This window comes from Krasilnikovia sp. MM14-A1004, assembly GCF_047159485.1.
GTDB lineage: Bacteria > Actinomycetota > Actinomycetes > Mycobacteriales > Micromonosporaceae > Actinoplanes.
On record NZ_AP038773.1, the window covers coordinates 736,121 to 751,472 of the forward strand.

Genomic DNA, 15,352 nt, shown 5'->3' on the forward strand with positions numbered 1-15,352 from the left:
TGCGTCACGGCGTGACCGTGCCCGTCAGCGTGCCGAGCGGGATCGGGTCACCGAACTCACGGGGCAGCAGCCCCGCCGCGAACTCGACATGCTCGTCCGGCTCCTTCGCCGAGTCCTCGACCGTCGGCACGGTCAACTCCGCGGAGGTCACCCCGGCGTCGAGCACCACGTACGGCTGAAGTTGGGTGCCCGACAGCGGCCGTGACGGCTCCGGCTCCTCGCCCGAGTTGGTGGTGAACCAGTCCGCCGCGACGTCCGTGCTGGACAGTTCCGCCCCGGCCGCCGGGGCCTTCGGCGTGAACTGCAGGTACAGCGGACTGTCCGCCGGGGCCGACGACGTGACCTTCCAGGACAGCGTGCCGCCCTCGGCCACCTTGTCGTGGACCGGCGTCACGGTGACCTTCGGCTGCGGGTCATCGTCGCGGACCTTCAGCGCGCCCACATACCCGCCGACCACCAGCCCGTGCACCGCCTTGGCGTTCAGGGTGTACTCGCGGTCCTCGCCGTACCGGGTGTTGCCCTCGACCTTGACCGGCACCCGGATGCTGCGGGTCCCGGGCTTGATCTTGGCGACCCAGGCGACCGGGTGGTACGTCAGCGGGTTGGTGAGGAACAGCCGTACAGCGCCGGAGCCGCTTCCGGACACCCGTACCGGGATCGTGTAGGTCTTGCTGCCCTTGTCGCCCTCCTTCACCGTGAGCGAACCCAGGTCGATGCGCGGCAGTGCCGTGGGGTGCGGGGCGGGCGAGCCGGGCCGCCACGTCCAGGCGTCCATCAGCCACGCCGCGCCGGAACCCTGCTTCGGGGTCAGGTGCAGCGCCGCGATGTCGCGCAGCCCCGCCGGGACCGCCACCCGGACCTCCTGGCCCCAGTACGCGGCCGAGAAGTCAGTACCCGGCAGCCCGTCCACGGTGACCGTGCCCAGCTCGGTGCGCTTGCCCGCCCGGTCCGTCACGGCCACCGCGAACGGTGTGCCGCTGGTGTTCGGCGCGACCACGATCCGCAGCGCGAGCTGCCGCGCGCCGCCGAGCGTCACGGGGTGCGCGGGCCGCACCGTCGCCTGCTTGCCCGGTGCCGACCAGTCCAGCCGGACCGCGTACCGGCCCGCCTCGGGCACCACGAACGGCACGAAGTGCGGCGAGGTGGCCGTGACGGTCTGCGGGTCCAGGCAGGCGTCCTTCGCGACGTCTGTCGACTCGGCGCACACCCGTGCGCCACTGGCCTTTGTCGTCTGGTCCGGCAGGAGCACAGGGGTACGGCCGCCGCCGAGCGCATGGGTGAGCACCCGAGCCGGGTCGGCCGACGGCGCCCGCAGCCCGGAGCCGTCCAGCAGCGGCCGGGCCCGGTCGTCGCCCGCCACGAACAGCCGCGCCGCGGCCGCCAGGTACGTCGCCCCGACGGTCTGCTCCTGGCCCGCGGTCAACCGGGTCGGCTTCCCGGCCGTGCACAGCGGGTCGTCGGAGTTGGCGTAGTCGTCCCACGCAGGGGCGGCTGCCTGACCGGGGGTCCACTCGGTGTTGAAGAAGTTGTGGTTGGCGCCGACGACGTACACGGCGCTGTGCAGGGCCCGGCCGTTGCCGACCCCGCGCGTGGCGTCCACGTACATCTGGCCCTGCAGGTCCGAGACGTCACCGTCGCAGCCCGGCAGGATCGTGGCCGACGGCACATCAGGGGTGGGGTTCTGCCCGAAGATGGTCGGGCCGATGAGCAGGGTGCCGCGGATCGTCCAGCGGACCTTGCCGTGGTATCCGTCGCGGGCCGCCGGGGGCGGGGACAGGCTGTCCATGGCGGCGCGGTTCACGCCTTCGCCGCCCCGCGAGTGGCCCATCAGCAGGACCTTGGAGAGGTCGGCGGGCGGCGCGGAACGCACGATCGCCGGGGCGTGCCCGCGACCGCTGCCCGCCCAGTCCGCCCAGTGGGCCAGATGCAGCCGGACCAGCGAGGAACGGGCCTGGGCGCCGCCGTCGTCGGCCGCGTAGTCCTGGCCGTTGACGCCGTTGGCTGAGATGGACACGGTGACGTAGCCCTGCGAGGCGAGAAGCTTCTGGGCCTGCAGGTAGCCGCGGTGGCTGGGGATCGGCTCGGTGCCCGCCGGGCACGGCCAGTCGCCGGTCACCTTGTCCTCGTCCTTGCCGTGGAAGCAGGTGAAGTGCCGCCCGTGCAGCAGCAGGGCGAGGGGGCGCTTGCCGGGGGCGCCCTTCGGGGCCACCACGACCGCCCGCATCTCGACCTTCTTGGGGAAGTCGGGCAGCTTCACGCCGGGCAGGTCGTACTCGCCGGTGATCGTCGCGTATGGACCGGGGCGGCCCGGGTCGACCGCGGCGGCCGGGCCCGGTGGCAGCTGGCGGGGCGGCGGCGGGGCGCTGCGCCTCCGCAGCCCGGCCTCGGGCGCCGCGTCGAGCCGCCTGCCGCCCGCCCGGACCTGCAGGCCGTCCAGGCTCGGGACGGCGCCGACATCGAGTGCGAACGTACGGTGGTCCGAACCCGCCCGGGCGCGTCCCAGCAGGTGGTCGCCGGAGTAGAACTCGATGGCGGCGTCACCCATCGGCACCCGCTGCGGTGCCTGCCAGGTCAGTCTGCCGTTGTCGAAGGACCACCCGGACGGCAGGTGCGCCGTCGCCGGTGGCTCGGCTGGATCCGCCCACGCCTGCGCCCCGGTGCCCAGCACCAGTGCCGCCGCCAGCCCGGCGGCCATGATCGTTCTCCGCATCATCGCCTCTCTTCTATACACACGCCCTCATGTGTAGTCGAGGCGGGCAAACCGGCAGACAAACCTCTAACCACGCACGCCCCCGGCCGATAACCGGCCGGGGGCGTGCGACGTGACGTGGCTTCAGTCGTTGGCGTGCAGCGCGGTGTTCAGCTCGATGCCGCTGCCCTTGCGCGGGTGGGCCTCCAGCGCACCCGACTGCGAGTTGCGCCAGAACAGCAGGTTGTCCAACCCGGACAGCTCCCGGCCCTTCACGATCCGGCCGTCGGGCAGCGCGACCTTCGACCCCGCGGTGATGTAGCAACCCGCCTCGACCACGCAGTCGTCGCCCAGCGAGATGCCGATCCCGGCGTTCGCGCCGAGCAGGCTGCGCTCGCCGATGCGAACCTTCTCCTTACCGCCCCCGGACAGGGTGCCCATGATCGAGCTGCCGGCGCCGACGTCGGAGCCGTCGCCCACCACCACGCCCTGCACGATGCGGCCCTCGACCATCGAGGTGCCCAGCGTGCCCGCATTGAAGTTCACAAAACCCTCGTGCATCACGGTCGTGCCGGAGGCCAGATGCGCGCCCAGCCGCACCCGGTCCGCGTCGGCGATGCGCACCCCGGACGGCACCACGTAGTCGGTCATCCGCGGGAACTTGTCGACCCCGTACACGGCCAGGTGGCGGCCCGCCGCGCGCTCGATGAACCGCAGCTCGTCCACCCGGTCGGCCGGGCACGGCCCGGCGGAGGTCCAGGCCACGTTCGCCAGGGCGCCGAAGATGCCGTCCAGGTTCTGCTCGTTGGGCCGCACCAGGCGGTGCGACAGCAGATGCAACCGCAGGTACGCGTCGGAAGCGCCCTTGATCGGGTCGGCCAGCGAGCCGATGGTGATCCGTACCTCAATGGTCGACAGACCTGGCAGCAACCGCGGTCCGGTCAGGCCCGCGGGCAGCGCCGGCGGGTCGGCGGGCTCGTCGCCGAGGCCGAGGAAGCCGGGCGGGAACCAGGTGTCCAGCACCTGGCCCTCCGCGGTGACGGTGGCGAGGCCGATGCCCCAGGCAGGCGAGGTGGAGATGTCCGTGTGCACGAGGCGCACCCTACTAAAGGTCAGCTCCGACTTGGCGCGGGCGGGTGATTCACCACCGGCCGGTATCGTGCCGCCTATGGCGAACCCGCTCAGCCCCGACGTACTGGTCGACCCGGTTCTGCTCACCCGGGCCCTGGTCGATATCGAGTCGGTCTCCCGCAACGAGAAGGTGATCGCCGACTGCGTCGAAGAGGTCCTGCGGCAGGCGCCGCACCTGCACACAGAGCGGCACGGCCACACCGTGATGGCGCGCACCGACCTCGGCCGCAAGCGGCGGATCGTGCTGGCCGGGCACCTCGACACGGTTCCCCTGAACAACAACTTCCCGTCGACTGTGGTCGACGATCTCATCTACGGCTGCGGCACGTCGGACATGAAGTCCGGTGTCGCGCTGGCCCTGCATCTGGCCGCCACCCTGCCCGACCCCTGCTACGACGTCACCTATCTCTTCTATGAGGCAGAGGAGATCGAGGCGAGGTACAACGGCCTCAACCTGGTCTCCGAGGCCCATCCGGAGTGGCTGGCCGCGGACTTCGCGGTGCTGCTGGAACCGACGTACGGGGTGGTGGAGGCCGGCTGCCAGGGCACCCTGAGGGCCCGGATCCGGACCACGGGGCGGCGGGCGCATACCGCGCGATCCTGGCGCGGGGTCAACGCGATCCACGCGGCGGGTGAGGTGCTGCGGCGGCTCGAGGACTATCGCCCTCGGACGGTCACCATCGATGGATGTACGTACCGTGAAGGGCTGAACGCGGTCGGCATCGCGGGCGGGGTCGCCGGGAACGTGGTCCCCGACGAGTGCACAGTCGAGGTCAACCTGCGGTTCGCGCCCGACCGTACGGAGAAGCAGGCGCTGGAACACGTACACGAGGTGTTCGAGGGCTACGACGTCGAGCAGACCGACTCGGCCCCGGGCGCCCTGCCCGGGCTGGCCGCCGCACCGGCCCGCGAATTCCTCGCCGCGGTCGGCGCCGAACCGGCCGCCAAGCTGGGCTGGACCGACGTGGCCCGGTTCGCCGCGATGGGGGTGCCCGCCCTCAACTACGGCCCGGGCGATCCGCTGCTGGCCCACGCGCCGGACGAGCACGTGGAGATCGGCAAGATCCGCGACGGGGCGGCCACCCTGCACCGGTGGCTGGCTCCCAGCTGAGCCGGTCCGGCCGCGCCCGTCGGTCGGGCTCAGGGGCGCGGGATGCGGACCCGGCCGATCGCGCGCTGGGGAATCTCCAACGTGGCGTCCGGGTCGATCGCGGGGTCGCCGGGCCGATGCGCGAACGCCATCCGCCGCTCCTCGACCACCAGGCGGATGCGCCGCTGCATGCGGCGCTGCATCTTGGCGCGCTCGTAACGGATCACGGTGGCTCCTCTGCCCGGATGCCCGACCGCGGTCGGGCGCCGTGCCTGCCGTGGGGTACGTGACTGTTGCCGTGGTTCGTAACAGACGCCGCAGAGCTACCGTCCGTTGCTTCAATCTGGCAAAAACGCTCCGACGTCGCAATCCTCTTCTCGAAACCCGCCCGGTTATTCACCGGTACTGACCGTCCGAACTACGGTGGGTGCCATGACGGACAGCACAAGCGGGCGGCGGGGGTCGCCTCCGGAGCGTCACCGGGGAGCCGTGACGCTGCGACGCGAATCGATCCCGCCGAGCACCGCCGACGAGAAGCTCCTCGACTCGCACCATCGCGGCGAATGGAAGACCAAGGACGCCTGGCGCGCGCTGCGCATCCTCTCCGAGTTCGTCGAGGGCTTCGACACCCTGGCCGACCTGCCCCCGGCGGTGAGCGTCTTCGGCTCCGCCCGCAGCAAACCCGACAGCCCCGAATGCGAGCTGGCCGCCGACCTGGGCGCGGCCCTCGCCGAGGCCGGGTACGCGGTGATCACCGGCGGCGGCCCCGGCGTGATGGAGGCCGCCAACCGCGGCGCTACCGAAGCGGGTGGGATGTCCGTGGGCCTGGGCATCGAACTGCCCTTCGAGCAGGGCCTCAACGACTGGGTCGACATCGGCATCGACTTCCGCTACTTCTTCGTCCGCAAGACCATGTTCGTCAAGTACGCCCAGGCGTTCGTCGTGCTGCCCGGCGGGTTCGGCACCCTCGACGAGCTGTTCGAGGCCATCACGCTGGTGCAGACCAAGAAGGTGACCCGGTTCCCGGTCATCCTCATGGGCCGCGACTACTGGAGCGGCCTGATCGACTGGCTGCGGTCCGGGCCGCTGGCCGACGGCAAGCTCGGCGTCCACGACCTCGACCTGCTCCAGGTCACCGACGACGTCGACGAGGCGGTCCAGTTCATCGTGGAGGCCGACGCCGCGCTGTCCGGAACCCAGTGACGTGGCCGCCGTCTGCGTCTTCTGCGCCTCCTCCAAGAGCCTCGCCCCGCGCTGGCTCGACCTCGCCCGCGACACCGGCCGGGAACTCGCCCGCCGCGGACACACCCTCGTGTCCGGCGGCGGCTGCGTCGGCATGATGGGCGCGGTCGCCGACGGTGCCCGCGCCGGTGGGGCACACACCCTCGGCGTGATCCCGCAGGCCCTGATGGACCTCGAGGTGGCCGACACCGCGGCCGACGAGCTGATCGTCACGGGCGACATGGGCGCCCGCAAGAACCTGATGATCGAACGGTCGGACGCGTTCGTCACCCTGCCCGGTGGTCTCGGCACCCTCGACGAACTCTTCGAGGTCTGGACGACCGCCACCCTCGGGCTGCACCGCAAGCCGATCGTGCTGCTCGACCCGGACGGCTTCTACGCGGGCCTGGTGAGCTGGCTGGCCGGGCTGGCCGACACCGAGTTCGTGCGCCGGGCGGCCCTGGCACAGATCACGGTGGCCGACTCCATCCCCGCCGCCCTCGACGCCGTCGAGGCTGCCATCGCCGGATGATCCGCTGGTCACGTGACGACCGCGGTCCCGCTTCGTGTCGGACGGCCTGACCGGGAAGGGCGTCGTACCGGCGTGGTCTCATTGACGCCGTGAGCACGCAGGCGACGTTTCCGGCGGTGCGCCGGCCGGCGTACCGCCTGGTCCGGCGGCCCGTTCCGGCGCCGTCGCCGCTGCGTGACGACCCGGCGCAGGGGCGGATCGTCGCGCACACCAGCGGGCCGCTGCTGGTCGTCGGCGGCCCCGGGACGGGCAAGACCACGGCACTGGTGGAGGCCGTCGCCCACCGGGTCGCCGAGGGCGTCGACCCCGAGCGGATCCTCGTGCTGACCTTCGGCCGCCGCGCCTCGGCGGCGCTGCGCGACCGCATCGAGGCGCGCATTGCCCGGGTGCCCGGGCGCATCGTGCACGAGCCGCTGGTGCGCACGTTCCACGCGTACGCGTTCGGCCTGCTGCGCCGGGCAGCCTCCGATCGTGGCGAACCATCACCCCGGCTGCTCACCGGCCCCGAACAGGACCTCATCATCCGCGAGCTGCTGGCCGCCGTCGGCGACGAGGAGGCACCGGACGAGGTCCGCTGGCCGGACGCGCTGCGGCCCGCGCTGCCCACCCGGGCGTTCGCCCAGCAACTGCGCGACCTCATGCAGCGCGCCGCCGAGCGTGGCGTCGGGGCGGCCGAGCTGGCCCGGCTCGGCGAACGCCTGGGCCGCGACGACTGGCCCGCCGCCGCCCGCTTCGTCCGGCAGTACGTGGCCGTGCTGGCGCTGCGGGACGTCACCACCCGCGGCGCGGCCGCGTACGACCCGGCCGAGCTGGTGCGTGCCGCGTCCGGGCTGCTGGCCGACGACCCGGACCTGCTGGCGGCCGAGCGGCGCCGGCTCGCGTACGTGTATGTGGACGAGCTGGCCGAGACCGACCCCGCCCAGGTCGAGCTGCTGACCCAGGTCGCGGGCGGCGGGACGCCGCTGGTCGCGTTCGCCGACCCCGACTCCTCCGTGTACGGCTTCCGCGGCGCCGACCCCGGCATCGTGTCCCGGTTCCCCGACCTCTTCCGGAGCGCCGCGGGCGCCGCCGCCGGGACCGTGACGCTGCACACCAGTTACCGGGCGGCGCCCGGGCTGCTGACCGCCACGGGCCGGGTGGCCCGGCGCCTGCGCGGCCCGATCCGCCACCGCCCGCTGTTCCCGCCCCCGAGCGATCCAGCCGCCGCTGCGGAGCAGGGGCCGGAGATCGGGGCGGTGGTGCGGACGTTCCGGTCGCCGACCGCGGAGAACGCGTACGTCGCCCACGTGCTGCGCGAGGCACACCTGCTGCACTGCGTCGCGTGGTCGCGGATGGCCGTACTGGTGCGGTCCACCGCGCTGCAACTGCCCGCGCTGCAACGCGCCCTCGCCGCGGCCGGGGTGCCGACCGTGACCCATGCCGAGGATCTGCCGCTGCATCTGCAGCCCGCGGTCGCGCCGTTCCTGCTGTTGCTGCGCTGCGCGCTGGAGCCCGACGCGCTGGACGAGGAGGCCGCGGTCGCGCTGTTGCATTCGCCGCTGGGCGGGGCCGATCCGCTGGCCGAACGCCGACTCCGCCAGGGACTGCGGGCGCTGGCCCTGGCCGCGGGCGACCGGCGGCCCTCCGGCGACCTGCTGCTGGACGCCGTACGCGATCCGGCGGCGCTGGATGTGGTGGACCGGCGCTGGGCCGTTCCGGCGCAGAACGTCGCCCGGCTCCTGGCCACGGCCCGGGAAGCCGCCGCCGCGCTCGGCGCCAGCGCGGAACAGGTGCTCTGGTCGGTGTGGCAGGCCAGCGGCCTCGCCGAACGCTGGTCCGCCCTGAGCGCCCGCGCCGCAGCCACGGGGCCGGATCACAGCGCAGGGACATCGCCGGCGGGCGCGGGAGCCGCGCCGGCGGGGCCGGAGGGTGGTGCCCCGACCGCGACCGCTCGGGCCGGGTCGAGCGGGGAGGGTGAGCAGGCGCGGCAGTGGCGTGCCGCGGCCGCCGACCGGGATCTCGACGCGATGGTCGTCCTGTTCGACGCGGCCGCCCGGTTCTCCGACCGGCTGCCCGGCGCCCGCACCGAGATCTTCCTCGACCATGTGCTCGGTCAGGACCTGCCCGCCGACTCGATCGCGCCCAGCGGCGACCGCGGCGACGCCGTACGCCTGCTCACCGCCCACGCGGCCAAGGGCCTGGAATGGGACGTCGTCGTCCTGGCCGGCGTGCAGGAGGGGATCTGGCCCGACCTGCGGCTACGCGGCAGCCTGCTCGGCTCCGAGCGACTCGTGGACGTCCTCGCGGGGCGGGCGCTGGCGGGAGCCGCCGCGGTGGCCGGTCAGACCTCGGCGTTGCTGGACGAGGAACGGCGACTGTTCTATGTGGCCGCGACCCGAGCGCGGCGCCGGCTCGTGGTGACCGCGGTGGCGTCCGCCGGTGTGGGCGGCTCCGACGGGGAAGAGCAGCCCAGCCGTTTCCTGACCGAGCTCGCGTTGCCGGACGACCGCGGCGACGACGCCGACCCGCCCACCGCCCAAGGGGACGTGGTGCCGATGGGGCGGGCGCCGCGGGCGCTCACCCTGGCGGCGCTGGTGGCTGAGCTGCGTACCGTGGTCGTGGCGGAGGGGGCGGCCCCGGCCCGGCGGCAGGCCGCGGCCGTCGAGCTGGCCCGCCTGGCTCGTGCCGGGGTGCCCGGCGCGCATCCCGATCAGTGGTGGGGGTTGCGCCCGCTCTCGGACGACCGGCCGCTGGTCGACGACGGCCGCCCGGTGAAGGTCACGCCGTCCGCGATGGACAGTGCGCTGCGGTGCAGCCTGCGCTGGCTGCTGGAACGCCACGGCGGCGCGGCACCGCCCGGCCCGGCGCAGGGGGTCGGCAACCTGGTCCATGCGGCCGCGATGCTGGCCGAGGACGCCCACGCAGACCGGGAGAAACTCGTCGAGTACGTCGCCGCCCGCTTTCCCGCGATCGAGCTGGCCGCGCGCTGGCTGGCCGGTCCGGAGCAGGAACGCGCCCAGGCCATGGTCGACAAGCTGCTGCGCTGGCTCGCCCGCAACCCGCGCCGCCTGCTGGCGATCGAGCACGAGTTCACGGTCCGGCTGGACGACCCGACCCGGCCGATCCAGCTCACCGGGCGGGTGGACCGGCTGGAGGTCGACGAGCAGGGCCGGCTGGTGGTGATCGACCTCAAGACCGGCAAATCGACCGCCGTCACCGCGTCCGACGTGGACGAGCACGCGCAGCTCGCCGGCTACCAGGCGGCGGTCGACGCGGGGGCGTTCGCCGACTTCGGCTCGGAGAGCGGTGGCGCGGCGCTGGTGCAGCTCGGCCCCAGCAAGGAGGCCCGCGAGCAGATGCAGGCGCCGCTGGCCGAGGCGGAGGACCCGAACTGGGCGTACGCGATGGTGCGGCGCACCGCGGACACGATGGCCGCGGCCACGTTCTCCGCCGTGGTCAACGCGAAATGCCGGGTGTGCCCGGTGCGCACCGCCTGCCCGGTCTCCGGCAAGGGACGCCAGGTGGTGGAGCCCCCACCCGAGGACGCGGCATGACGGGGCCCCGCCAACCGTCGGCCCGGCCGGGCCGGGAACCGGGCCTGTTCGACGAGATGCCGCCCCGGCGCCCGCGGCACGCGGACTCCGGTCCCCGGTACACGCCGCTGGAACTCGCCCGGCTGCTGCGCCTGCACCCGCCCACCCCCGAACAGGCCGCGATCATCGCGGCGCCCGTCGAACCGGTGCTCGTGGTCGCGGGCGCCGGGTCCGGCAAGACCGAGACGATGGCGTCGCGGGTGGTCTGGCTGGTCGCCAACTCGTACGCGCATCCGGACGAGATCCTCGGTCTGACCTTCACCCGGAAGGCGGCCGGGGAACTGGCGCACCGGATCCGTACCCGGCTCGGGCAACTGGTCCGGCGACTCGGCCGCGACGAGGCGTTCACCGGCGAGGCGACCGTCGCCACGTACCACTCGTACGCGGCCCGGGTCGTCACCGAGCACGGCCTGCGCGCGGGGTACGAGCCGTCCGCCCGGCTGCTCACCGAGGCCGCCCGCTGGCAGATCGTCGATTCGCTCGTGCGGACGTACACCGGCGAGATGACCGGCCTCAACCGGGCTCCGGGCACGGTCACGGACGACGTGCTGGCGCTCGCCGGGGAGCTGGCCGAGCATCTGGTCACGGTCGACGAGCTGGCGGACTGGACGCAGCGGTTCGTCGCCGACGTGCAGGCCCTGCCGGGGCGGGTCTACCGCGACGTCGCGGACATGCTGCAGCGGCAGGGACAGCGGCTCACCCTGCTGCCGCTGGTCCGGGCGTACGAGCGGCGCAAGCTCGACCTGGAGGCGATGGACTTCGGCGACCAGATGGCCCGCGCCGCCCGGGTCGCCCGGGACCATCCCGAGGTGGGCGCGATCGAGCGCGGCAGGTTCCGGATCGTGCTGCTCGACGAGTACCAGGACACCAGCCACGCCCAGGTGGTGATGCTGAACGCGCTGTTCGGCGGCGGCCACCCGGTCACCGCGGTCGGTGACCCGTGCCAGTCCATCTACGGCTGGCGGGGCGCGTCCGCGGGCACGTTGGACCGTTTCCCGGCCGAGTTCACCGGGCCGGACGGGCGCCCGGCGGGAGTGCTCAACCTGACCCGCAGCTTCCGTAACCGGCCGGAGATCCTGCGCGTCGCCAACGCCCTGTCCACCCCCTTGCGGGAGGCGGGGGCGCGGGTTGCCGAGCTGGTTCCGGCGCCCCGCGTGGCAGAGCGGGTCGGCGGCCGCACGGTGGCCTGTGCGCTGCTGCCCACGTACGCGGACGAGGCCGAGTGGATCGCCGACAGCGTGCTGGCCGCGTGGCGTTCGGCGGCCGGGATGCCGGAGGCGCAGGCGGGCGAGATCCCCCTCGACCGGCGCCCGACCAGCGCGGTGCTGGTCCGCGTACGCAGCCAGATCCCCGTCATCGAGGAGGCGCTGCGCGCCCGCGGGTTGCCGGTCGACGTGGTCGGCCTGGGCGGCCTGCTGGACACCCCCGAGGTACGCGATGTGGTCTGCACCCTGCGTGTGCTGGCCGACCCGACCGACGGGGCCTCGCTGCTGCGCCTGCTGACCGGGGCGCGGTGGCGGATCGGCCCGCGTGACCTCGTCGCCCTGCACCGGCACTCGCGGGCCATTGCAGCCGCCCGCGCATCGGCCGCGCCAGGGTCGGCCGCGCCAGGGTCGGCTGCGCCAGGGTCGGCTGCGCCAGTGTCGGCCGCGCCAGGGTCGGCCGCGCCAGGGTCGGCCGCGCCAGGGTCGGCCGCGCCAGGGTCGGCCGCGCCAGGGTCGGCCGCGACGGTGCCGCGACCGGTCGGGGCGGGGGATCGGCCCGAGGATGTGGTGGCCGACCGGCTCGACGACGCCACCCTGGTCGAGGCGATGGCGGACCTGGGCGCGCCGGAGCAGTACTCGCCGGAGGGGTACGCGCGGCTGCGCTCGTACGGATGGGAGCTGAGCGAGCTGCGGCACCGCCTCGACCAGCCCCTGCCCGACCTGGTCGCGGACATCGAACGGACCATCGGGCTGGACGTCGAGGTCGCGGTGCGCGGCTGGGCCGCCGGGGACGCCGGGCTCGCCCGCGGGCACCTGGACGCGCTCGGCGACGTGGCCGCCCGGTACGCCGCGGAGACCGACGGCGGCACCATCGCGGGCTTCCTGGCGTTCCTGGCCGCGGCCGAGGAGGAGGAACGCGGGCTGACTCCGGGCCAGGTGGACGTGGTCGAGGGCGCGGTGCAGGTGCTCACCGCCCACGCCGCGAAGGGGCTGGAGTGGGACGTCGTCTCCGTCGCCGGGCTGACCCGGGCCGTGTGGCCCGGCGCGACCCGCGGCTCCGACCACTACCTGCGGGGGATCGGGGTGCTGCCGTTCCCGCTGCGCGGCGACACCGACGGCCTGCCCCGGCTGGACCTGGCGGCGGCCGGTGACCAGAAGGAGGCGATGGCGGCGCTGACGGCGTTCGACCGGGCCTGGCGCGAGCACGACGAGCGGGAGGAGCGCCGGCTCGCGTACGTGGCGATCACCCGGCCCCGCCGCCTGCTGCTCTGTTCCGGCTTCTGGTGGGGCGACGGGGTCAAGCGGCCCCGCGGCCCGTCGGTGTTCCTGGAGGAGGTCCGGGACGCCTGCGAGAGCGGCGCCGGGGTCGTCGACGTGTGGGCGCCGCAGCCGGTCGGCGACGCGGAGAATCCGCACGGGCGGCTCGTCGCCACGGCCGAGTGGCCCGCCGACCCGCTGGGTGCCCGCCGCCCCGCGATGGCCGCAGCCGCCGACCTGATCCGCCGCCTCATCACCGCCCCGGACGGGGAGCCGATCGACCCGGAGACCGCGCCGGACGCGGAGCAGGTAAGCACAACGAGGGACAGGGAGCCGGTCGACCCGGAGATCGTGCGGTGGCGGCGGGAGGCGGAGCTGCTGCTGGCCGAGCGGGCCTCGCACGATCACCGTGGCGGCCCGCTGGAGGTCGCGCTTCCTGCCCAATTGTCGGTTTCCCAACTCGTCGTGCTGCGCCGGGATCCCGGGGCGCTGGCCCGGACGCTGCGCCGTCCGATGCCGCAGCGCCCCACGCCGTACGCCCGCCGGGGCACGGCGTTCCACGCGTGGCTGGAGCAGCGGTTCGGGTCGGTGCGCCTGCTGGAGGTCGACGAGTTGCCGGGCGCGGCCGACGACGACGCGGCGGCCGACGAGGAATTGGCCCAGCTGCAGGCGGCGTTCCTGGCCTCGGAGTGGGCGCACCGTACGCCGGTCGAGGTGGAGGTGCCGTTCGCCACGACCGTCGCGGGAGTGGTCGTCCGTGGCCGGATGGACGCGGTGTTCGCCGATCCGGGCGGGCGCTACGACGTGATCGACTGGAAGACGGGGCGGCCCCCCACCGGAGCGGCGGCGACGGCCGCGACCGTGCAGCTGGCCGCGTACCGGATCGCCTGGGCGGCGCTGGCCGGGGTGCCGGTGTCGCGGGTCCGGGCGGGCTTCCACTACGTCCGCGACGGGGTCACCGCCCGCCCGGCCGATCTGCCGGACGCCCCGGCCCTCGCCGCGCTGATCAGCGACCTGCCGGAAGCCGGGGAATGACCTGCCCATCCGGGGCGTGGCGGCTTGCCCTGCGGCCACCGCGAGTTCTCGGGCAAGTCGCTCGTTGATCGCCATCTGGCCGCCGTAGCCGTGCTAGGCTGCGAGCGTTGTCAGTTTTGGTTTGCCAGGTACTCAGGAGCGCCTGTGGGGTCCTGCCCCAGGCGCTCTTTGTCGTAACCCGGGTTTCTCCGGTACGGGCGATCAGCACGACGACACGAGATCCGCAGGACGCGGCTCTTACTACCTCGCTCCCGTCCAGCCTGGCGCGGAGCGATCGACCGTCGAGGAGACGAAAATGGTTACCGGCGTTGTGAAGTGGTTCAACGCGGACAAGGGCTTCGGGTTCATCACCCCGGACGACGGCGGCGCTGACGTCTTCGCCCACTTCTCCGCAATCCAGACCTCGGGGTACCGCACCCTGGACGAGAACCAGCGGGTCGAGTTCGAGGTGACCCAGGGCCAGAAGGGCCCGCAGGCCGCCAACATCCGGCCGCTCTGATCTCAGCCTCGCGCTGACGCACCGGCGCCGGTCCCGACCGGGGCTGGCGCCGGTGCCGTTAGCGGCGGTGAGTCAGGACGCTCACTCGCCGCGAACTCCACGAACGGGACGCCGTGCACACCGCCGCCCGGGAGGCGGTGCCGGGGGTCGCCCCGAACTCCTCAGTGGGTGGGCGCGTGCGGTGGCTGCGGGGCGGTGCCGCCCAGGTGGGCGGGCTGCCACCAGGTGTCGTCGGGGCCGGACGGCTGATCCGGGTACGCCCGCTGCACCTTGTCCAGCAGCGCCCCGAGACGGGTACGTAGCTCGGCCGTGGTCGCGTCGGTGTCCGCGCGGGTGGGCACCGGCTCACCGACCGCGATGAGAACTGGCACGTGCCGCTTGGTCAGCTCCTTCGGCCTGCCCTTCGTCCAGAGCCGGTGCGGGCCCCAGACCGCCATCGGGATCAGTGGCACCCCCGCGTCGTGGGCCAGCCGCGCCGCGCCCGACTTCAACTGCTTGACCGTGAACGACTCGCTGATGGTCGCTTCCGGGAACACCCCGATCACCTCGCCGGATGCCAGCGCCCGGGTCGCCGTCTGGAACGCTCCGCCGCCCGCGCCGCGATCGACCGGGATGTGGTGCATGCCCCGCATGAGCGGGCCGCTGATCTTGTGATCGAAGACTGACTTCTTCGCCATGAACCGCACCAGCCGCCGGGCCGGCTGCGCGGCCAGCCCACAGAAGATGAAGTCCAGATAGCTGACGTGCGCGCTGGCCAGGACCGCCCCGCCGGTCGCCGGGACGTGGTGCGCGCCCTCGACGACGATCCGCAGATCCAACGCGCGGAACATCACCTTCGCGAGCCCGATGACCGGGGGGTACACGATCTCCATGCCGCAACCGTAGCGGCGCCGCACGAACCTTTGCATCGAACGTGCAACCGGACGGACCGTACTCGCGTCTTATGGACGACAGGCCACGTCGGGGAGGCGAGGGATGGACCGCAGGTACACCCGCGCGGCGCGCAGCGAACTGGCGCTCGTGTTCTACCTGGCCGCGGCGGGTATCGCCGTGGTGCTCGTGGTGGCGTTCGCACCCTGGTATCCGGTGGTGAGCGGCGCACCCGCCCCGTAACCGGTGAC

Annotated in this window: 11 protein-coding genes; 7 read left to right on the top strand and 4 right to left on the bottom strand. The window is 73.7% G+C overall.

Annotated elements, in window-relative coordinates; genetic code table 11:
• Positions 1–4: 4 nt before the first annotated feature.
• Both ACMCNN_RS03535 and dapD read right to left on the bottom strand, forming a co-directional pair.
• Positions 5–2,713: an alpha/beta hydrolase family protein gene (locus ACMCNN_RS03535; RefSeq protein ID WP_412744742.1), complete on the bottom strand. Its 2,709-nt coding sequence runs from the start codon at positions 2,711–2,713 to the stop codon at positions 5–7.
• Positions 2,714–2,833: 120 nt separating this feature from the next.
• A complete protein-coding gene (dapD, locus tag ACMCNN_RS03540) occupies positions 2,834–3,781 on the bottom strand; it encodes a 2,3,4,5-tetrahydropyridine-2,6-dicarboxylate N-succinyltransferase (RefSeq protein ID WP_412744743.1) in 948 nt (315 codons plus the stop codon).
• A 76-nt stretch (positions 3,782–3,857) separates the two neighbouring features.
• Here dapD and dapE point away from each other — a divergent pair, with 76 nt between their 5' ends.
• Positions 3,858–4,931 carry a succinyl-diaminopimelate desuccinylase gene (dapE, locus tag ACMCNN_RS03545; protein WP_412744744.1) on the top strand — a complete coding sequence of 358 codons (1,074 nt, stop codon included), beginning with the start codon at positions 3,858–3,860 and terminating at the stop codon, positions 4,929–4,931.
• A gap of 29 nt (positions 4,932–4,960) precedes the next feature.
• On the opposite strand, the gene ACMCNN_RS03550 is transcribed toward dapE, so the two are convergent.
• Positions 4,961–5,137, bottom strand: coding sequence for a hypothetical protein (locus tag ACMCNN_RS03550; protein WP_412744745.1), 177 nt, complete (start codon positions 5,135–5,137; stop codon positions 4,961–4,963).
• A 205-nt stretch (positions 5,138–5,342) separates the two neighbouring features.
• Between ACMCNN_RS03550 and ACMCNN_RS03555 the strand changes: the two genes are divergently transcribed.
• From ACMCNN_RS03555 to ACMCNN_RS03575, 5 genes are all read left to right on the top strand, one after another.
• Complete coding sequence (locus ACMCNN_RS03555) at positions 5,343–6,113, top strand: TIGR00730 family Rossman fold protein (RefSeq protein WP_412744746.1); 771 nt, start codon at positions 5,343–5,345, stop codon at positions 6,111–6,113.
• Between the two features lies 1 nt (position 6,114).
• Positions 6,115–6,663, top strand: a complete 549-nt coding sequence (locus ACMCNN_RS03560; RefSeq protein ID WP_412744747.1) for a TIGR00730 family Rossman fold protein — start codon at positions 6,115–6,117, stop codon at positions 6,661–6,663.
• A gap of 137 nt (positions 6,664–6,800) precedes the next feature.
• Positions 6,801–10,196, top strand: coding sequence for an ATP-dependent helicase (locus ACMCNN_RS03565; protein ID WP_412747035.1), 3,396 nt, complete (start codon positions 6,801–6,803; stop codon positions 10,194–10,196).
• Positions 10,193–13,732: an ATP-dependent helicase gene (locus ACMCNN_RS03570; protein WP_412744748.1), complete on the top strand. Its 3,540-nt coding sequence runs from the start codon at positions 10,193–10,195 to the stop codon at positions 13,730–13,732. The genes ACMCNN_RS03565 and ACMCNN_RS03570 overlap by 4 nt, the downstream gene beginning before the upstream one ends.
• 295 nt (positions 13,733–14,027) lie before the next feature.
• Complete coding sequence (locus tag ACMCNN_RS03575; protein WP_130509091.1) at positions 14,028–14,231, top strand: cold-shock protein; 204 nt, start codon at positions 14,028–14,030, stop codon at positions 14,229–14,231.
• Between the two features lie 161 nt (positions 14,232–14,392).
• On the opposite strand, the gene ACMCNN_RS03580 is transcribed toward ACMCNN_RS03575, so the two are convergent.
• A complete protein-coding gene (locus ACMCNN_RS03580) occupies positions 14,393–15,103 on the bottom strand; it encodes a lysophospholipid acyltransferase family protein (RefSeq protein WP_412744749.1) in 711 nt (236 codons plus the stop codon).
• Between the two features lie 103 nt (positions 15,104–15,206).
• Between ACMCNN_RS03580 and ACMCNN_RS03585 the strand changes: the two genes are divergently transcribed.
• On the top strand, positions 15,207–15,344 hold the full coding sequence (locus ACMCNN_RS03585) for a hypothetical protein (RefSeq protein ID WP_412744750.1): 138 nt from the start codon (positions 15,207–15,209) through the stop codon (positions 15,342–15,344).
• Positions 15,345–15,352: the final 8 nt, after the last annotated feature.